At 50.4% G+C, this 20,431-nt stretch carries 13 protein-coding genes; all 13 read right to left on the reverse strand.

Going from position 1 to position 20,431, the window contains the following annotated elements; translation table 11 throughout:
- Window positions 1-46: 46 nt before the first annotated feature.
- Window positions 47-2,620 carry a hypothetical protein gene (locus NNL35_RS00465; protein WP_006674807.1) on the reverse strand — a complete coding sequence of 858 codons (2,574 nt, stop codon included), beginning with the start codon at window positions 2,618-2,620 and terminating at the stop codon, window positions 47-49.
- 149 nt (window positions 2,621-2,769) lie between these two features.
- Entirely contained in the window at window positions 2,770-5,823 is a 3,054-nt protein-coding gene (locus tag NNL35_RS00470) for an S-layer homology domain-containing protein (RefSeq protein WP_254552826.1), read from the reverse strand.
- Window positions 5,824-6,427: 604 nt separating this feature from the next.
- Window positions 6,428-10,057, reverse strand: a complete 3,630-nt coding sequence (locus NNL35_RS00475; protein ID WP_006674809.1) for an S-layer homology domain-containing protein — start codon at window positions 10,055-10,057, stop codon at window positions 6,428-6,430.
- Between the two features lie 198 nt (window positions 10,058-10,255).
- Entirely contained in the window at window positions 10,256-11,383 is a 1,128-nt protein-coding gene (locus tag NNL35_RS00480) for a glycosyltransferase family 4 protein (RefSeq protein ID WP_040729597.1), read from the reverse strand.
- 114 nt (window positions 11,384-11,497) lie between these two features.
- Window positions 11,498-12,265: a WecB/TagA/CpsF family glycosyltransferase gene (locus NNL35_RS00485; RefSeq protein WP_006674811.1), complete on the reverse strand. Its 768-nt coding sequence runs from the start codon at window positions 12,263-12,265 to the stop codon at window positions 11,498-11,500.
- Between the two features lie 15 nt (window positions 12,266-12,280).
- On the reverse strand, window positions 12,281-13,489 hold the full coding sequence (csaB, locus tag NNL35_RS00490) for a polysaccharide pyruvyl transferase CsaB (RefSeq protein ID WP_006674812.1): 1,209 nt from the start codon (window positions 13,487-13,489) through the stop codon (window positions 12,281-12,283).
- Window positions 13,465-15,465 (reverse strand): DUF5693 family protein, encoded by a 2,001-nt coding sequence (locus NNL35_RS00495; RefSeq protein WP_254552828.1) that lies wholly within the window; start codon window positions 15,463-15,465, stop codon window positions 13,465-13,467. Before NNL35_RS00495 ends, csaB begins: the two co-directional genes overlap by 25 nt.
- Window positions 15,466-15,651: 186 nt before the next feature.
- The gene (fabZ, locus tag NNL35_RS00500; RefSeq protein WP_006674814.1) at window positions 15,652-16,083 is read right to left on the reverse strand and encodes a 3-hydroxyacyl-ACP dehydratase FabZ; all 432 of its coding nucleotides are present in this window, start codon (window positions 16,081-16,083) and stop codon (window positions 15,652-15,654) included.
- A gap of 284 nt (window positions 16,084-16,367) precedes the next feature.
- A complete protein-coding gene (locus tag NNL35_RS00505; RefSeq protein ID WP_006674815.1) occupies window positions 16,368-16,883 on the reverse strand; it encodes a CDP-alcohol phosphatidyltransferase family protein in 516 nt (171 codons plus the stop codon).
- A gap of 169 nt (window positions 16,884-17,052) precedes the next feature.
- The gene (locus tag NNL35_RS00510; RefSeq protein WP_006674816.1) at window positions 17,053-17,457 is read right to left on the reverse strand and encodes a DNA-directed RNA polymerase subunit beta; all 405 of its coding nucleotides are present in this window, start codon (window positions 17,455-17,457) and stop codon (window positions 17,053-17,055) included.
- An 18-nt stretch (window positions 17,458-17,475) separates the two neighbouring features.
- Complete coding sequence (locus tag NNL35_RS00515; protein WP_006674817.1) at window positions 17,476-18,303, reverse strand: flagellar hook-basal body protein; 828 nt, start codon at window positions 18,301-18,303, stop codon at window positions 17,476-17,478.
- A gap of 21 nt (window positions 18,304-18,324) precedes the next feature.
- Entirely contained in the window at window positions 18,325-19,191 is an 867-nt protein-coding gene (locus tag NNL35_RS00520) for a flagellar hook-basal body protein (protein ID WP_040729605.1), read from the reverse strand.
- A gap of 45 nt (window positions 19,192-19,236) precedes the next feature.
- Window positions 19,237-20,244 carry a rod shape-determining protein gene (gene mreB / locus NNL35_RS00525; protein ID WP_006674819.1) on the reverse strand — a complete coding sequence of 336 codons (1,008 nt, stop codon included), beginning with the start codon at window positions 20,242-20,244 and terminating at the stop codon, window positions 19,237-19,239.
- Between the last annotated feature and the right edge of the window lie 187 nt (window positions 20,245-20,431).

A 20,431-nucleotide genomic window follows, 5' to 3' on the forward strand; every position in this document is an offset into this window, starting at 1 on the left:
AAAAACCCCCTCTTATGATGAGGGGGTTAGTAAACGGAACAACCAATTAATCTGCGGTTCGCGCGTTTTTGAGGTTATAGGCGCTACCGTAGCTGGCAAGCATGACTTTCTCGCCCTGGAATGAATCGTAGATGGAAACCTGATACCCTCCGTTTTGAATTCTCTCAAAGAGGGCATCTGAGAAGCTAGCTGTATAACTCAGGTTCTTCCCAACTTTTAATCCGCCGTCTTTATCGATTTCTATTTCCTTCTCAAATTTGCGGTTGCTTGCATCCGTAATCTCCACGATAACCTTGTGGCCGTATTCGCCCATATCGTACTGCTCATCCTTCTTCAACTCATACTTAAAGTCAAATTGCATCGAGGAGTTGTTGATGGTTGCATAAAACTCAGAAATGGTTAACGTGTACGGGAAGAAGTCCAAATTATCGAAGTAGCGTTTAAGGGATGGTTGACCGATTTCCAAATTCATCGCTACCGCGTTAATATAACCGTCAGACTCTTCCTTCGGTGCCGTCAATTTGTTTTCTTTAATGCCTTCGCCCAACACAAGCTGCATATCTTTCGTGTTGACCGAGCTTGGCAATTTCGCCCAAGCGGTCACGATGTTTTTGCCTTCCGGACTGGTTGGACGATCAATCTGCACCATCGTCGCTTGATAATAACGCCCATCGGATGTTCGGTAGTAACCAACCATCTGCGACAGTGTGGCTTGGCGTCCTTCCTTGCTTTTCATTTCTAGATCTGTATATACGATATTATCCGAATTACCCTTGTATACTCTGGATTGACGGGCTAGAATCTCTGCCTTACGGCCTTCGGTTTCTAGCTTGTGATAAGTATTAAATTCCACGACTGGCAACTCTGGCAATTTTCCAATGTTCGTGAATTGAATTAACTGCGCCGTGTCGGTTTCCCCGATTTTTTCAAGCAATCCGATTTGCATCTGCGTAAAATCAAGATACGATGGCAGCTTGGTGACCACGTACACATTTATTTTTTCTTTTGGACCAATAATAAGCGTACCATTGGAGCTGACGATTTGCGTTTTTCCGCTGCTCTCCGCCGCATCGATTTTGAATACTCCTTCCAGTGCAGGCAGTTGAATCGATTTTGACTCTTTATTGCGGATTGTCATTTTAGCAGACACAATTTTCCCATCTGTCCACGGCAGTTGCTGAAGTGTATCAATCGTAATGCCCAAGTTTCCTTTACTATGTTGAACATTATACTCAATACCGGTTTTATTTTGCATCGACAACAGCTCAGGAACATTATAAATCCCTTCTGGGTACTTAAATGTATTTGAAGCTGTTTCCTTTGCGTTATTTTCACCCGCATCCCCAGGACGGTTCATGTGAAGTTTGAGTTGATCCGAACCGTTTTCTGCGGAAATGGATACATTCAATGTAATTGGCCGTTTCTCCAATGGCTTCAACGTCAAGTTTTCCAACGATTTCGTTGGAATCGGAGTGGAGAAGCCTTTCGGGCCATGAAGTTCGAATTCATACTTTGGTAAGGTTACCGGTTTATTCGACATATTCTCGAACATAAATGTTAATGTAATATCGTTCTGGTTATAACTTTGATTTAACCAGCCTGTCGTGATTTTCGTATTCACTTTGGCATCATTAATGGTAATCACTTTATCTTTGTTGGCAGGCACACCTGAATTTGAGTCACTTGCTTTAGGAAGCGCAAACGTCCCAACAGCGAGATTAATTTTCCCTGCCTCACCTTCTTTACCTGAGGCTTGTTCCTGAATGACTTGAAGTTCCAGCTTGTTTACATTTACGCTTTTAGGAATAGCCGTCATCAAGTTTAATGTCTTCTTTTCTCCAGGTTGAAGCTTATAGTCTTTGCTGGTGGCGTCTGGAACTAAAATATAGGTGCTGCCGTTCGTGGTCTTTACTGCATATTTGTATGAAGTATTTTCCAAAGCCTTTACACCGGCATTCACTACATTAACAGCTACGTTCACATAATGGTACTCATCGGAAGGAAAAACATTAACACGATCGACGCTTGTCTTGATTGGAATATCATTCATGCGAATCGTACGCGTTCCTCCAACAACGGTAGAAGTGGTGATTCCGCTTGGAATTTGGAACGAACCAAGACGATTTTCAAAATTAGATTTGCTGAAATCCCATTTAATAATGTCATAATTCAAATCATGGACAGTTAAATGTTTGGCCACTTTGGCAAAATATGTAACGCTCAGCTGAGATTGAGCCGGAATGACCTTCTTATCTTTGTCTTCATCTGTCAAATTACTCGAATAAACGGTTCCGCTTTTGGTGCGGACCTTCGTCCAATAATCAATAAGCGGAATGCTTCGCGCTTCATTGTTCGTATATGTCAATGTATAAGATAAAATGTTGCTTTCATCTTGGCGATACATGTTGACATTGGTTAACTTTACGGAACTTTTGCTTGATAGCTTAATTGAACTCAACTTGTCCAACGTTTTCACAGCGGGGGTCTTGGTCGTCGTTTTCGCTTGACTTTGCTTGTCGGAGGCCTTTTGAGCTGCCTGCACTTCTGGGGACACGGTGGCAAATGTGCCTAGAGCTAAAGACAGCGAAAGTACGGCCGCTAACGTCTTTTTCTTATTCAATCTGCTTCCTCCTATATCGAAAAATTTCCTCTACATAGTATAACGCTAGGAGGAAGTGGAAAGTTTCGCTTTTGATACGATTTACTGGGTTACATTGTTGTAAGTTTTATAAAAAAAGAAAGCCCCGAAGGGCTTTCTTTAGCCTACAATTATTCAGCTGGAGTAAATGTTGTTGGAGCTGTGAAACCCTTCAAAGCAAGGCCTTTATACGTGAAGTATTCAAGAACTTTGTTAGTCTCATCGCTCATGGAAAGAACTACAACATCACCTTTTTCAAGCTTCCCATTGTTTTTCAATGTGAACTTAACTTGCAAGTAGGTGCTGCCATCACGATTGACAGAGTTTGCAGAAACCAAATCTACTGTTTTTTCTGTGTTATTAACTGTTACAGTAAATGGTGCAGTAGCTTGTTGAACAGAATATTTATTATTAAGTTCAATGTCAGCATTTGCACGAACCTCTGCTGTATAAACTGCATCTGTAACAGAAACCGTCATAGAACCGATGTTCACTTCAGGTCTTACTTCAGTGTTAGTGATGTCATACTTACCATCTTGAATGCGTACATCCAAAACATCCGAAGTTCTAGCACCTTCAGCGACATGCAATTTTGCGTCGACAAGGGCAGATGGCAGCATATATCCGGAACCTTCGAATTTCAATGTAAGCAAAGTGCCACCATTGCTCAATTCATAGTTGTTAGGAACATATTTACCTTTGCCGTCAACTGAAACCCAGAAATCATCCAAGTTTACATAGTTAAGTTTGCCGTTGAATTCAACAGTTACTTCCTCACGAGATACTGCTTTAATTGTTCCAAGAGAAATCTTATCGGAGAACTTCTCTTTTGTAGTACCTTTATATTCCAATGTGTAAGGGTTGTTTGGCACATCGCCTTTCACATAGTCCCCATTGGAGTCTTTAACTTGGGATACAGTCAAAGTATTTGTTTCATCTTTACCCTTATTGAAACCAAGCTTACCGCTCTTAGCTGTGATGCGAACAGTATCACCATTTACCATAGCAATTTTATGGTCAGTAATAGCCTGGCCATTGAGGAGATATTTCTCCTTAGCTAATACGCTGCCTTCACCATCTGTTTTCATTGTGCTCTTGAATTGAACATACAGAGATTCTTCCGAACCGCTTTCTGTGAACCAAGCACGAACGATACCAGACTTAGCCGTTTGTTTAGCTGTAAATGTTTGGGACCATGGCGCCATTGTATTTTGCAATGCAGCATTATCGCGAACGCCTGCTACTTCCAAAATGTAGTCTGTTTCATTCGACAATTTTGCGTTCAACTCGATTGTCACTTTGTTATTATCAGAGTTGTAAGATGGTTTTGCATATGGATGTCCATCTGGATCTACACCAGAGAAGTTTTTCAAGACTTTACCGTCTCTGTCTTTCAAAGTGTAGTTTCTGCTGTTTTCTGCAGATTCTTTATCCAGTTTTTTGTTGAATTCGATAACCAATTGATGGTTGTTCAACTTTCCAACTTCTTTTACTTCCAGCTTCACAACTTCAGGACGAGTTGTATCCAGTGTAGGGTTTACTTTGATCTCACGATCAGCTTTGTTGCCACTGTAGTCAGTTACCCCTTTAACATAGATAGTGTTGTCCCCGTTGTACATTTGGTTGGTGAAGGTTACCTTCACTTTGTTATCCTTGTAAGTGATTTTACCTGTGTTACCGGATACGTTATGATATACTTTCTCGATCGATTTAACTGTTTCGTTAAATTCAATCTCCAGCTCTTTCAAATCATTAGTTTTTGCAGACACGATTTCAGGAGCTGTCGTATCTTCGGCGATTGTAAATTCTTTATCAACTGGAATGCTCTTCAGACCAGAGAAGTCAGAAATATTGCTAATATTCACTTTGTGTTCGCCAACAGACAATTCTTTATTCACAATTACTACATTAGGATACATGTAGTCAACATTCCCAGCTACCATTACGCCATCAACTTTGTAGTTGCTGGATGCAACTGCATCGCCGCGTTTTACAGGCTCGGAGAATACAATTTTGAATGCTTTTGTACCCAAACCTACTACTTCTTTAATTTCTGGCGTTTTCACGTCTACTGGAGTGAACTTTTTCGTTTCGTTGAACGTCTTGGAACCGTCTTCGTTACGTACGTTCTTGACTTTCAGCTCTGTTTCTTTTTGGTTTTCCATGACAGAACCGTTTTCTTCAAGCAAGATTGTAACGGAACGTTTGTCGGACGACAAAGTCACGCTCTCAATATTCATGTCTTTTACTTCATAGTTGTTTTTGTTTTCAGCTGTTTTTTGCTCAACAGTGCCGTCAAACGCAACAACTACTTCTTTCAGGTTCTCAGCTGTAACGGACTCGATTTTTTGAGCCGAAGTTACAACATAAGTAACCTTCGTAGTGTACTCTTTGCCTTTGTATTCGAACTTGATTTCAGTTTCTACATTGGCTTTCAGAGCGTCTTCTGCTTTCAGTTCGACTTTAACTACTTCCTTGTCGGACATAGTTACTTCAACATTTCTTGCGTCGATAACTTTAGCGGACTCAACTTTAGGTCCTTTCGAAGCTTCGTCAGCAGCGTAAACTGCTTCTACGAGTTGACCGCGAGTTGCGTTCGCTTTAGGATTTGCATCCTTGGAGAACAGGCCTGCGTCAACTGCAGCTTGGAAGTATTTCTTAGCCCAGTCAGAAGCGTTGTTTTCTGCGTTTTCTGGGATCTCGAAGTTGTATCCAAGAACGAGAACTTTAGCAGCTTCTTGAACGGTGATGTTGTCGTTCGTACCGAACAGTTTCTTAGTCGCGTTTGTGCCTTGCATCAAACCTTCTGCAGTAACTGCTTCGATGTATTTAGCTGCCCAGTGGTTAGGACCGTAGTTTTTGTCCTTGTAGGTGTAGACGCCTTCTACTTCTTTCAAACCGAGAGCTTTAACAATTACTCTCGCGAACTCAGCGCGAGTCGTGTTTTGCTCCAGTTTTGCATCGTCAGTTCCTGGGAATCCGGCAAATATGCCAGCTTCTTTCAATACGTTGAATTTTTCTTGTGTCGTCTTAGCTGCTTCGGCACCGAAAGCTACGTTAGCGAACATGGAGAACGCCATAGCTACGGAAAGCAGCAGCGCCAATCTTTTCTTCATAACCTTTTTGTCTCCTCCTCTAAATTGCTTCGTTTGTTGAGAATCTTGCTTAGAAGATTGATAGCTCATTTCCCTCATTCGCCGATTCACCCCCTTCCCAGAGTAAGAGCGAATTGTATTCAAAAAATAAGTCTGCAACATGGGACATGCCACAGAAACTAGTAAACAAATGAGAATAAATAGAAATGCTCATACTACTCTAGACATTATACAATGACAAACGACTAGCGTAAAGCATATTTTTGAGAAATACAGGGAATACTAATGAATTTATCCCTTTGTTTTTAAACTTCATGTATATAAACGCGCGTTGCTCGAAAAAGTTGCGGCTTCTAAAAAAAAATCTCAAGCTTTTTCGAACGCTTCATGAAGTCTTCAAAAATACTGCTTGTCTGCCATGCATAGAGCATGGCTCTGCCCCACAATCCGCCGAGTACCTGTATGTACGAAGTTATGTAAGCAAGAACCATTCGTTGTCACAAGTGACAGTATAGCGCGAATCATTTCATTCGTCACGGGCTAATGTTTACCAACGAGTGTAAGTTCACCCATGAACAACAATTTCGCACAGCCTCTCACAGAACTGGGGACAATTGCAGATGAAGAAGAGCCGAAGCGCAGTTCGGCTCTTCTCTTCATTACCCGTTGCGGGAACGGGTCAAACATCATCTGCTTATTTCACCTTGCCCAAAATGCGTTCTCCCATGACCGCCGCGTCAGCTCTCGTGAGGTTCGACTTCGGATCAAAGCGGTACGTCGGCTTCTTCTGGCCTTCCTCCGTCTGGTTCGGAATGCCGTTGATAATGCCGGCCTTCGTCACGGCGAGAATAGGGCTTATGCTGTAGTGATCGATCAGATTCGCATCGGTAAATGTCTTCTGCAATTTGGCAATATCCTTATCCGGATCGCCAATCTTCAGGTTCAAAGCCCGTGAAATCATCACAGCTGCTTCTTGACGCGTCAGCTCGCCGTTCGGCATGAACAGACGCGGAGCGAGACCGCGGACGATCCCTTTGCGGGCAGCCGTCTCAATGTAGCGGTAATCCCACAGCAGGTCCGGAACCTCATAGTTGACCACATCATCGAAGGTCAAGTTGTCCGGATCGTAATCCAGCGGAATATTCAGCATCTTAACGAGCATCGTTGCCATTTCGCCGCGCGTAATATTGTCATATACCCCGAACTCATTCAGGTTCTTCGCCTTCATGAAGCCGCGGGACATCATCAGCTCCAGGCTCTTGCGGGCATATTTATGCGAAATAATATCGTCATAGCTGTAGCGGACCGCGAAGACGCCATAGTAACCGAAGCCGTCGAACGGCGCCGTAATGGTCTTTTTCTTCGTATCCAGCTTGCCGCCGAGATTTTCCCAAGACTTGTTCGTGTTGTTCCAACGCCATACGCCGACATTGCGCGCATGCTCGTTCACGATATTCGGATCATACTTAATCGTAATCGTGCCGCGTTGGGTCGGCTCCAGCCACATCCGATCGCCGCGTTCGTAGAACTTCTTCGCCTCATCATAAGGATGCGACGGGCTGACCAGCTTATAATCCTGATTCAGAACGCTGTCTTCTGCGCTGAAATATCCCGCGTCAATCCAATAAAGACTGGAACCGAGTCCGAAATGCGCTTTAGGCAGCAGCACGCTGCGCGCAAATTCATCCGGATCGATCCGCCGGAGTTGGCCGTCCAGGAATTCATCGCTTCCGCCGGTTACCGGCTTGCGCACGCCAACCTGGTTCTCGCGCGTAATCGTCCGCCCGTCATCCGGATCGGCGATGCCGAACAACAGATTCTGCTTGTCGAACAGCTGGATTTCCTTCGGCGTCTGGCCCGGACGCGGATTCATGTCGCGCAGCATCGTGCCTTTCGGCAGCTGCACAACCAGATTGCCGCCGAAGGTGGACAGCTTGCCGTTCTTGCCGATCGTCGTCTTATACTGTGCGCCCGGCAGCGCGGCATCCGCATAGTTGACTTCGAAGGTGCCGTTAATCTTCTGCTTGCCCTGCATAACGGTAAATTTGATCTTATTCAGACCCTTTTTGAGCGTAATCTCGCCCCGGAAAATATCCTGCTCGCCCTTCACCAGCTCCTGCTTGCCGATAAGCACTTTATCCGCGCCTTCCGCACGAATACTTACCATTAAGAAGTTCTGGTTCACGACACTCTCATCCGGCAGCTTTGGAGACAGGATCTCGAACGTATTCTGTTCGCGCGTAATCTCCAGTGTCTGACGGGCTGTCGTAACCCCTTTACGCACTTCGACGGTCACGTTCTTCTTGCCGGATGTCGGGAACTCCAGGCTGTGCAGCAAGAACAAGTGGGACCCTGTCGTCGTATTCTGTTCCTTGAACAGAATCGCCGGATTCGTATTCGGACTGCCGTTAGCGAAGTCGCCCTCGTTCAACGTCGTAATCAGCTTGCCATCAATATACACATTCATCGAGTCCGCGTTCTGGATTTCCATCCATACGTCAGTCGAACGCTCCTTCGTGACATACTCATAATCTTTAATCAGCTTAAATTTCTGCTCCGTATCTTCCTTGTTCGGATTGGTCGGATCCTGAGCCACCGGGACCGGATACATCTTCACAATCGCCGGTACATCCTTCGAAAAGAAGAAAACGGTAATCGTATAGCTGATCGGAACCCCGTTCGCTACCCCGTCGAACGTGATCTTGTTGGGTCCTGGAACCAATTGATCCAGGGAGTGAATGAATTTTCCCGTAGCGTCTACGTTTGTAAGATCCTCTTTTTTGCCATTAAAAGTGATGGTAAGCTTTTTCAATTCATCTTGGTTATGCAGATTGAAATTGATAAGCTGTCCTTGAATATCAGGCAGCCCATTGGCCATATCGAAAGTCTTGCCGTCATGGACGTTCGTCAACTTAATATATGGGCCGGGCGAATAATTCAGCTTAACCTCAAAGACTTCCCCGCCGACCTCGATTTTCAGCGTTTGATCCCCGGCCGGCATCGCATCGATCCGGATCACCGGTTCGCCGTTGACCGTTCTCAAGCTCGAATTGCTTTGGAACTCGGTGCTCCCGACCTGCTTGCCGTTTTGCCAATCGGTAACCGCAATCGACTGACCTGAAAAATTATTCACGTCCAGCTTCAGATAAAGCGGCAGCTCGAAGACGGTGCTGTTCTGCGCGAACGTCGCCTCCGCGCCGAACGATACCGAGCTTCCGCTCTCCTGCGGATTGAACAACTGCTTCACGCCCAGGATCTCAGCCGCATTCGCGTCTCTGACCGTGAAATGATTATAGAAGACATTCGTTTTGCCGTCGAAGGCGACCTTCAAGTTCAATTTATACTTCCCGGTTGAAGACGGAGAAGCTGAAGCCGTTGTCTCATACTCATAAATGATATAAGTCGAGCCTTCTTCCTTCTTCGTCACGTTCGTGATGCCGGTCTCATTGAAAATCTCGGAGCCGTCACTTTCCTTCGTGATGACCACATCAACGGTAGGCGGCGCAGGCGTGTTATTCTGCTGCGACTTCGGCACGATGAACTTTCCTTTAACCGTGCCGCTTACCGGAGAGGACACATAGTGGTTCGCCGTCGCGTCAATTGCGCTGGCGCCGATGAAGGTGTCATAGCCGGTAAGTACGCCATTGAACGAGATAACATGGCGCGTAATCGTATACGTCAGGTTGCCGTTCGTGGCCACGATGACGAGCTCGTTCAAGCCAGGTTGAAGGGCTACCCCGGAGGATACGAACATGCCCGCGCCGCCATTGAACATTTGACGCCCATTGAGCGTCACGGTCGTTGCGTTCGGCGCCTTGAGAGACACGGACGCGGTGTCGCCTTTCACAATCAGCGGTACGCCGGACTCGAGAATTCTGCCATCGGACAGCTTAATATCCGAGATAGCGGGCGCATTGCTGAACTCAACAAAGGCACTCGCCTCTACGGTGTTCCCGTTCGGCCCCAGACCGGTGACCGTTACGATATTCAAGCCGGTCTTGAGCGGAACCGCACGGAAAATAAACGAGTTGCCGGTAATAATCGGCTTCACATCGGTTCCGTATGTCGTGTGCTCAATCTTCCCGTTTACTTCCAAATCAACCCGGTAGCCGATCGAACTCGAGGACACTCCGTTGAAGGTACCCTTCACTTCGATCGTTTCGGTATTGACCTGGGTCGGATGTTCTTTGGCTGTACTCAAATTGTCAAAGTGAAAATATCTGGCACCATCTTGATCTGCCGCCTTGGCGATATCCAGCGGAATCGACATGGATATCAGCGCAATGACAAGCAGCATGTACAATGGTTTAAGCCAAGCACGCATTATATCGCCTCCATATGACTGTATTGATTCCAAACGCTACATACCCCTTTTTATCGGTTCGGCATCGCATATTTTTTAGACAATGTCCAAAATCGAGTTAAATTCTTGACGAAAATAGAGTCCTGATGCCATCTGCAAAAAAGGCACAAAAAAAAACTTGCTCCGCAACCGGAGCAAGCTTGGTTTTATCACATACAATTATTTCGACCGCGAATCCGCATTGGCCTTCACGCGCATACGGTGAATCATATTCAACAGCGGCCGCTTCGTCTTGCTGACGATGCCGATGACCTCGGCGCCGAGCTGAAGCGATACAATCAGAATGCAGATGACGACAAACGTCACCCAGTTCGCATCATGCGAGGCCGCCACCGACTGAATGATGGCCAGTACGCCGAAAAAAGTGGCAATGGCATAGATGACAAGCACCGTCTTGCGGTGGCTGAAGCCCAACTCGCGCAAGCAGTGATGCAAATGCCCCTTGTCAGGCGCAAAAATCGGCTTCTTCTGGACCGCTCTGCGCACAATCGCGAAGAACGTATCCGACAAAGGAACACCAATAATCAAGAGCGGCGTAATAAACGATACGATGGCAATCTGCTTAAAGCCTAACAAGGACAATACCGCCAGGCTGAACCCGAGGAACAGCGATCCGGTATCCCCCATAAATATTTTCGCCGGGTGAAAGTTGAAGAACAAAAACCCGATAATGCTGCCAAGCAGCACGGCGCACAATAAGATAACCATCGGATTGCCCATGAAGACCGCCATGACGAGAATCGTGGCGATGGAAATCGCAGATACCCCAGCGGCCAAGCCGTCCAGCCCGTCAATCAGGTTAATGGCGTTCGTCACGCCCACGATCCAGAAGATCGTCAGCGGAATGGCAATCCAGGATTCAATATTCCAGTATTGGTCGCCGAAAGGCACATTGACGAAGTCGACCGTCAGATCGAAGCCGAACACGACGACGCAAGCGGCGATGATCTGGCCGACCAGCTTCACCTTGGCCGACAATTCAAAGCGGTCATCCAGCGCGCCCGTCAGCACGATAATGGCGCCACCAGAGAGCAACGCCCATATTAAGCTGGAATCGCGGCGTCCGAACAATATATCAGGAACAAATAATGCCAATAAACATAACGTGATAACAAAAGCGGCAAAAATCCCTAAGCCGCCCATACGCGGCATAATGCGGGTGTGCACTTTACGTGCATTGGGCACGTCGACTGCACCGACTTTTATCGCGAACTTCTTCACTAGCGGCGTCAAACCGGTGGCCAGCAGCAAAGCAACCAGCCCACCTACTACATATACGGTTATCATCGGTTGTTCCAACCCCCATTTATGGTACCGGATTGAATTATACTCCGTTCATAAGGGAAACACCAACAGCAGATTATGGAGCATTCTTACGAAATCATAAGCATAGGCTCCATTTCATTGCACTTTTGTCACCTTATCTTTATCGCGCATCACTTTCCAAGCGAACCTCGGCAACGCCAGCATCCGGCCGAAGCGCTTCGGCTCCCGAAGCAGGCGGTACAGCCATTCCAGCCGCAGCCGCTGCATCCATACCGGGGCGCGCTTGCTTCTGCCGGAGATGACATCGAAGCTTCCCCCGACTCCCATCATCAACGGAACCTGCAGCTCATGGCGATGCTTCGCAATCCACGGCTCCTGCGTATCGAGGCCCCTGGCGACGAACAGAATATCCGGGGCAGCCTCGCGAATGGACTGAACGACCGCCTCATCCTCCGCTTCGCCGAAGAAGCCGTCACGCACGCCGACGATCTCTACTAGCGGATATTGCTGGCGCAACCGTTCCGCTGCAGCGTGAACCACGTCGGGCGCCGCGCCGAGGAGAAAGACCTTCCAGCGGCGAACCTCGCCTGCCTTCATCAGCTCATGCAGCAAGTCGAAGCCCGTGACCCGCTCCGCGACTGGTTCGCCTACATAGTTCGCGGCCCACACGATGCCTGTCCCATCCGGAATGATGAGATCGGCCTGCTTCATGACACTCATGAACTTAGCATTCTCCAATGCCTCCATCACCATGATCGGATTGGCTGTAATCAGTTGGATCGAATGCCCGCTTTCGATTACATTCTCCAGATAGGCAACCGTATCCTGCATATTTAGCTTGGAAAAGCGGATTCCATATATTGAAACGGTAGGTATTTTCACCAGACTGTCCATTTGGCCCATCATGCATCACCCACTTTATTTCTTCTCGAGCAGCTTGCGGACGATGTTCTGCGCAGGAGTCATCGCTTCGCGCTTCAACGCTTCAATCGCGTTCCGATGGGCCTCCCGCCAGCTGTCGGCACCATCCAGCAGCTTCACCAATTCATCAGCCGCAGCTTCGCTGTCGAGGCTGTCCGTCGAACCGGCTGCCGTCATGCCAAGCCGGTGGAGGAACTGGTCGATCTTCGGATCGTAGGATATGCCGGCCATCGGAACGTCCTGGGAAGCGGCATAGATAAGCGAATGCAGGCGCATGCCAACGAGCGCACGGCAGCGGCTGACCTCGTACAGCATTGCCTGCGGATGCTCCCGGGCCGGGCACAGGCTCATCACCGAGCCGCCCGCCTCTGCCTCATCCCCTTGGGCGGAATCTGCATCCCCGGTCCAGACCGGAACCTCTTCTCGCAGCAGGTCCATGACATACTGCGACGCTTCCGTATCGGCCTCCCCGTGGAACGGGAGCATGCGCAGATGCACAGGACGCTTGCGAGCCGCCTGCTTCAGCAGCTCCGCAATCGCCCGCATATCCGAACGATCGTCCTTCCAGAAGCGAAGCGATACCCCGACAATCGGGCGGCCAGCCATATCGAAGCCCTGCCCGTCCCCTTCGGCATGTGGTCCGTTCTCCTTCATGGCACCCCGGCCTTGCGGAAGCTCCAGCCCCATGACCGGATCGGGAACGACATCGATGCGTTCCCGGCCCAAGCCCATGCGGGCCAGCAATTCCGCCGACTCCGCATCGCGGACGGAGAGATAGGCCGATTTGTTGAACACGCGGCGGATATAAGGGTAGAAGGCCTGTCTTCCGACCGGCCCCACCCCCTGCGCGTAAATAAAGGTCGGCTTGCGGAACCACTGCGCCAGCTTCAATACCGCCAAATAATAAGGGATCGTCTTCCAGCTTGTCGCATCCTGCAGCAGACTGCCGCCACCGCTGATGAGACCGTCGCATTCGCGAATTGCGCCGAGCAGCTCGCCCGGCTTCATCCGATGAGCGGCTTGCACCCCGTACAGCCTAGAGGTCGTCACCGGATCGCCGGACAGCACGATTGGCTGAATCCGGAGGCCTTCCTCCTGGCCCGCCCGCTCCAGCGCGGTCAGAATCGAGAGCAGCACGGCCTCGTCTCCGCTGTTGCCGAATCCGTAATAGCCGGACAGCGCTATGCTTCGAACTTCGGCCGCCATGCCTCCCAACACCTTTCAATGATATTCCATATCAGCACGAAGATAAGGGCAACCACGATGCCAAGCCCGATGCCCAATACCGTGCGAATGAGCGAAATAATGACCGGGGTATGGATATGGGCGAACGTATCCACCATGGACAGTTGGCCAATCGATCCGATAATGAACAGATAGACGCCGAAGCGATAACGGTAAGCAATGAAGGCGCCCGCAATCAGCAGCGGATGGGCCATCAGGAACTCCTTATTACGCGGACGGACGCCAATCGTATTTTCCAGCAGCGCCCGGAAGGTCGCTTCCCCCGGAAGCAGCGTCCCGGCATTGCCGGTGCGGGACAGGTAGAACAGCCCGACTGCGCCAACGACGCCCAAAGCGAGGACCCACAATACCGTAATCGGAGTGAACAGCCAACGCTTGCCTTCCTTGAACACCGATTCGCCGCGATACAGGAACACATACAGCGCGGTCAACACAATCGGCACGAAATGAAGCAGGCTGACGCCGCGGAACTGCTCCAGCACCAGGCTGTACGTAATATTATTCAACAGCGCAATTACGAACGGAACCGCCATCAGCGACAATACCGTCGTACGAAGGAACAATCCGAGCGCTTTGGCCAACCGGGCTCCCCCTGCGGTAACCGTAGGACTCATATCGACCCGGCGGACAGCCAGCACCATCGCGATCGTCGGCGCGCTGATGGCGACGCCCAGAGCGAGCGCCTGCTCCAGCAGATTCGGCTTCAATACGAACAAGCCTGCGCTGCCGATCAAGCCGATAAGGAAGGCCGGCAGCATCACGTAAGGAACGAAGAACGAGATCATAAGCGCGATCATCGCGACTCCGCCGATGACGACCAGCAGCTTCGCATAGCGCTGCCATGGCGCATCGACGACATGGAACGCTTCCGCCTGCCCTAACGTATATCCATTGGCTTCAATCGAGGCAATGGCATGGCCCGGTTCCTTCAAGCTGTGAAGCATATTATCAATCGAATTGACGATTTCCGCTTTGGTGAAGTCTTTCTTCACCCCGATATTGAAATAAATCATCCGAATATTCCGGTCCTTGGTCGCGAGAGACAAGCGGTCACCCAGCACATCCGGCTCATTGAACGCTTCCTGATCGGTAATGGAGTGCAGGCGGATGGCATTATAGTCCGTCAAATAGGCCAGCCTGTTCATTCCTTTTTGATCCACTTTCAAGCCTTCAATGGCGGCAATCGCGATATCATATTTTTTCAACAAATCGGCAAATGCAGTCAAGCTATTCATTTCCAGATCATCATTGAAGCCCTTGACCGACTCGCCGTCGAAAATAATCGTCTTCACGCCGATATCGTGGTAGCTCTTCAGCAGCGCTTCCACCTGCTCCTGATTGTACGGGAGCGCGTCGGACAGCCGCGGCACGATGTGGAAGCCCTTGGCGAGCAGCTGCTCGACCGCAATCGGATCCTGCGGCAGCGGCTTCATGGACGCGCTCTCTACAGGCGCCTCGATAATGAGGCCGTTCTTCCCGCTCCACAAACGCACATTAATATCAAGACCGAGGAACGTTTTCTCGATCATCGGGGACAACCGCTCCGCATACTCCGGACTCGTGAAGAGCACATATGTATAATTTTCATTGAGAGGCGGCGTCTTCTGATCAAGCAAAGCCGCATCCTGAGAACTATACAGCAGGACGCGGTTGGCATTGCGAAGCTCGGCCAACGAGCTCTCGAACATGGCCATCGATACGACGCCGGCTTCCTTCAACCGATCGAGCTGTTCATTCATATAATTCGCCGGATGAGGCGCGTATGCGGCAACCTCCACCAGGTTACGATAATTCACGACCAATTCTACTTGATTCGACGATTGCTCCGTCTGAACCCGCTGGACAGCAACCGGTATGGCAGCCACCAATCCGACGATGACAAGCAGCCACAGCCACTTTTTCATGCGGCGGTTCCATCTTTCCAACTGTTGAAGCACGAAGTTCCCTCCTTAATCCAATACCGGCACGGATGCTCCATGTCGAATAAGCCCGCCATCACCCGAGAGCATATGACCTCGTTCGACAGGAACAAGACATAATGATTCGATCACGGATCGCTTATCGTATAGAATAACCGAACCATGCCGAATCATTGCATGAATTTTCCGATTCCGTACCTTTCTTTACGTGCGGTCCGCCAGAGCGAACATCAATTCGCCTTCCGCGACAACTTGGTCGCCAACCTTGGCTACGGCTTGCCCTTTGCCGACGCTTCCTTTGAGACGGGTAATCTCGACCGACAGCGTCAGCGTATCCCCAGGCACAACCTGCCCGCGGAACCGGAAATGATCGATGCCGGCGAAGAAGGCCAGCTTTCCTTGGTTCTGCTCCAGCTTCAAAATCGCGACGGCCCCGACCTGAGCCAACGCTTCCACAATCAATACGCCAGGCATGACCGGATAACCCGGAAAATGTCCGGCGAAATGCGGCTCGTTCATCGTGACATTTTTGATGCCTACCGCGCGTTTGCCTTCTTCCAGCTCCACAATCCGATCCACCAGAAGAAATGGATAGCGGTGAGGGATAATTTCTTGAATTTGTTCAATATTCAGCATGTGCGCATGCTCCTTTCGATAAATTCAGGACTCGCATGAATAAAAGCGTTCCTCCTCGTCTACACTAACATCATCCTTCAATGACTGCAGGCGTGAAGGTTAAGATAGAGAGCTTCCCCAGCGGCGAGGCGCTGTGACGGGAGGCTCTTTGTATTCTCATGGCTGTGAACACGCTCTTATCTTCTGCAGGACAAGACCGCTTTTGGCCGATATCCGGCTTCTCTCTAAATGGTTACAGTTTATTCGCTGCCTTTTCTGTCTCGCGAGGCATGGGCTCACCGCCGTTATGCTTCGCTCTTTCGGTTCACGCGGACGACGAGCACCAGATACATGAAGGTCGTGACGAAGGAGAACAGGATGACGCCCCATAAGATGGCATGCGCTTGCGGCCATTGAAAATAGATGAACAAAATGGCGATATAATACAATACCGTCGTCAGCTTGCCCATCCAATTGGCAGGAACCGTCCGCTTGCCCTTAAAATGCATCAACGCCGCTCCCGCAATCATCCCCGCATCGCGCACCAGCATCGCCAGCGCCGCGGCAATCGACAGATCGCCGGCCCATAGCAATGACAGCATGACCGTCAACATCATCAGCTTGTCTGCCAACGGATCAAGCATCATCCCTACCGAAGTCACCATATTATGCTTGCGGGCCAAATACCCGTCCAGGATATCCGTCACTCCCGCCAACAGCCAGATTCCGAACGCGGCGAACCGCTCACCGAAGAAGAACAAAGTCAAAAAGACGGGGATAAGAACAAATCGAACCATGGTCAGCGCATTAGGCAAATTCAAACGTAAGACCCCCAGTTCCCCCCATATTACAGTTCCTCCAACTCATTATACATGCCTGCTATTAAAATGAAAACCGCACAAGCTCAAGCTCAGAACGGGCCCAATCGGCGCCGGATTCCGGCGCTGGAGAGAAAAAGACATAAAAAACCCCGCCAAGGCGGGGCCAAAATCAGGCAAACACCAGTTGAAACAGGTGTCTCCACGTATCAAAATTGAGCGCTTCCGCCACCGTGCCCTTACCTACGACGACGTATCCGGTAATCAACCCTGCAATCAGCGTCAAAACGCACGTCAGCGGAACAATAACCAGACGGACCAACCATTTGACCGAACTGCGCGACTTCTTTTTCGCCGTTCCGTTGGATTGTCCCTCTGTTCTCTCTGTATCATTACGGCGCTGCGGCTTGCGTGCGGTCGTCCGCTCCGCCGCTCCGCTATGCTGAGCCGGCCTCGGTGCATCCGCATTCCTTGGATCCCCCGGAACCGTCTCCTCTCCCCGTCTGCGCGCAATGCGCTGCAGCGAGATATCCTGCTGATCCGGCTCGAAATCCGGCAGCCTCTTCTCGTCACTCATTGCTATTCACCTGCTTCATTACGCACGCAGACTATTGGCCAGCCCCCACATCGCATCACCCGACATCAATGCCCGCGAAGCCAACTGATAGGCCCGCTGCGCCTGAATCAATTCCGCCATCTCGTCCGCCATCGACACGTTCGATTCTTCCAGCATGCCCTGCATCACATAGACGTGAGGCGCATTCGGATCCGAACGATCCCCGGTCAGATTCAAGGTCTCCACGATCGTGTTCCGGTCGGCTCCCTGCGGTAGCACATACAGATTATTCTCCGTCTGCACGAGCAGCTCCGGCTTCAATGGCCGGACAACCTTAATCTGTCCGAGCTCCTCGTCCGGTTCGCCTGTCTTCACGCCGAACACCCGGCCGGCCTCATCGATCTTCATCTCATAGCCTGCCGGAATGCGAATCTCCGTATCGTTCGTGCTCATGACGGGATGACCTTCAGCGGAAGTAAGAATCCGTTCATCCCCATCTATTATATAATGGAAAGAACCTTCGCGCATCCATGCCGTGCCGGTTGGGGTCCCCACTTCGAATAAAGCGTTCCCCTGCAAGGCCACATCGGTGCTGACCCCGGTATGCTGCAGCGAGCCTTGGCTCATGTCGCGGCTCAGCCCGGTCAGCATGGAACCGTAGCCGAGCGTATATCCCATCGGAGTGACCCGCCCAGGCTGACGGAAGTCATCATTATGCTGCTGCACGTTCGTCAGCACGTCGGCGAAGGATGCCGTCTTGCGTTTGTAGCCCTTCGTATTCAAGTTCGCCACATTGTCCGCGATGATGTCCAGCTTCCGCTGAAGGCCATTCATCGAGACTGCAGCCGCTATCATCGTCTGATTCATGTCGTTCCTCCCGCCCTGGCGTTAGACTCGGCCCACTTCATTGACCGTCTTGTCCAGCGTTCTGTCATAGAACTGCACAACCTTCTGATTCGCTTCATAGGCACGGTATGCCGTCATCATATCCACCATCGATTGTGCCGGATCCACGTTGGAACGCTCCACCACGCCTTGGCGAACCTCCACGGCATCGCCTGCGGCCACCGGGGTCCCCTGGGCAGCGCCCTGCTGCAGCCGGAAGCGGCCATTGCCGGCCCGAAGCAGATCATTCGGATTGTCGATGCGGCTAATCAGCAGCTCCCCGCCTGCGATCGGCGTGCGGGTCCGGGTATCGATCAGTTGGCCCTCTCCGTTCACCTGGATGAACTCCAGAGGTTGTCCATTCTCCAGGACGATCGGCGCATTATTGCGGTTCAGCACCAATGAACCATCCGACGTCACCAGTTCATTTTGCTCATTCACATGAAAACGGCCGTCACGGGTATACATGATCTCATCCCCGGCCTGCACCGTAAAAAAAGCTTCCGGCTGGAATACAGGATTGCCGTTCGCATCCTGGCCCTTGCCCGTCGCATCGAAGGTAACGCCCGGCACCTGGATATTAGAGAGCAGCGCGAAGTCGCCCGGCTGCTTCGTCTCCATCAGCTCGCCCTGCATGAAGATCAAGCGGCTCTCTTCAGCGAATACGCCCGTGTTCAACCGGCCGATCGTCTGGCCTTGGGCCGGATCGTTGCCCATCAAGGTCAGCAGCATCTCAGGAAAGGAGCGGCTTACTTCGGTAACCGCCTTATAACCTGGCGTCTGCAGGTTAGCCACGTTATTCGTCACTGTGTCATGCCGGCGCTGCTGGGTAACCATACCCGAAGCAGCAGTGTATAATCCTCTAATCATGGAAGCTCCTCCCGTAACTGTAGACAATATACCTTGTATATCGGATTATACGAACCGTTTCTTAATGACTTTATCCAAATTATCGAGCATCATGCCCGTTCCCTTGACGACGCAATGCATCGGATCTTCCGCGATCAGCACTGGAACCTTCAGCTCCTCGGCCAGCAGCTCATCCAATCCGTCCATCAGGGCGCCTCCCCCGGTCAGAATCACGCCGCGATCGATAATATCCGCCGACAATTCCGGCGGTGTCCGTTCCAATACCGATTTGGCGGCTGCCACAATAGAGGAGATCGGATCCCATAAGGCTTCACGCACTTCGTTCGACGTGATTGTCACCGTATATGGCAGGCCGGATACCATGTCGCGGCCCCGAATATCCATCTCGCGCTCATTGCCGGATCCCGACGGGCGAACCGTACCGATGTTCACCTTAATGTCTTCGGAGGTGCGCTCCCCGATCAGCAGCTTGTACTTCTGCTTGATGTAGCGCATAATCGCGTCGTCGAACTTGTCCCCCGCGACTTTAATAGAAGAGGCGGTCACGACATCCCCCATGGACAACACGGCCACGTCGGTCGTTCCGCCACCGATGTCAACGACCATATTGCCGCTCGGCTGGAATATATCCATACCTGCGCCAATCGCCGCCGCCTTCGGCTCCTCTTCCAAAAATACTTCCTTCGCGCCGCTCCGCTCGGCCGCTTCGCGGATCGCTTTCTGCTCAACCGAGGTAATGTTCGTCGGGGCGCAAATCAGAATCCGTGGATGCGAGTACCATTTGCGGCCGCCGACGCGTGAGATGAAATGCTTCAGCATCGTTTCCGTAATTTCAAAATCGGCAATGACGCCGTCCTTTAAGGGACGGATCGGCACAATATTGCCCGGAGTCCGTCCAACCATTCTTCTCGCTTCTTCCCCAACGGCAAGCACACGCTTGGCATCGCTCTCAATCGCCACGACGGCCGGCTCGTCGAGCACAACCCCCTTTCCCTTGACATGGATCAGAACGTTCGCCGTTCCTAAGTCGATTCCGATATCCTTGCTTAGCATAAGTTCAAGAGCCTCCACATTCATTTTTCAACTGATTTTCGATGAAATCCGACCGATTCCTGCAAAATATTTACTCATCGTTTACCATATCATACTAATAGCGCTGGATTCAATGAAAGAATGAAGGAGGATCTGTCTTATTCGGAACAAGGCCAGGAGGCGATACGATCCGGCGGCGATTCGCATG

This window comes from Paenibacillus dendritiformis, from assembly GCF_945605565.1.
GTDB lineage: Bacteria > Bacillota > Bacilli > Paenibacillales > Paenibacillaceae > Paenibacillus_B > Paenibacillus_B dendritiformis_A.

Excerpts from the sequence above, each read along its gene's own strand:
- NNL35_RS00470 (WP_254552826.1), bottom strand. The coding sequence starts at position 5,823 with ATGAGCTATCAATCTTCTAAGCAAGATTCTCAACAAACGAAGCAATTT.
- NNL35_RS00475 (WP_006674809.1), bottom strand. The coding sequence starts at position 10,057 with ATGCGTGCTTGGCTTAAACCATTGTACATGCTGCTTGTCATTGCGCTG.
- NNL35_RS00480 (WP_040729597.1), bottom strand. The coding sequence starts at position 11,383 with ATGATAACCGTATATGTAGTAGGTGGGCTGGTTGCTTTGCTGCTGGCC.
- NNL35_RS00485 (WP_006674811.1), bottom strand. The coding sequence starts at position 12,265 with ATGGGCCAAATGGACAGTCTGGTGAAAATACCTACCGTTTCAATATAT.
- csaB (WP_006674812.1), bottom strand. The coding sequence starts at position 13,489 with ATGGCGGCCGAAGTTCGAAGCATAGCGCTGTCCGGCTATTACGGATTC.
- fabZ (WP_006674814.1), bottom strand. The coding sequence starts at position 16,083 with ATGCTGAATATTGAACAAATTCAAGAAATTATCCCTCACCGCTATCCA.
- NNL35_RS00510 (WP_006674816.1), bottom strand. The coding sequence starts at position 17,457 with ATGAGTGACGAGAAGAGGCTGCCGGATTTCGAGCCGGATCAGCAGGAT.
- NNL35_RS00515 (WP_006674817.1), bottom strand. The coding sequence starts at position 18,303 with ATGAATCAGACGATGATAGCGGCTGCAGTCTCGATGAATGGCCTTCAG.
- NNL35_RS00520 (WP_040729605.1), bottom strand. The coding sequence starts at position 19,191 with ATGATTAGAGGATTATACACTGCTGCTTCGGGTATGGTTACCCAGCAG.
- mreB (WP_006674819.1), bottom strand. The coding sequence starts at position 20,244 with ATGCTAAGCAAGGATATCGGAATCGACTTAGGAACGGCGAACGTTCTG.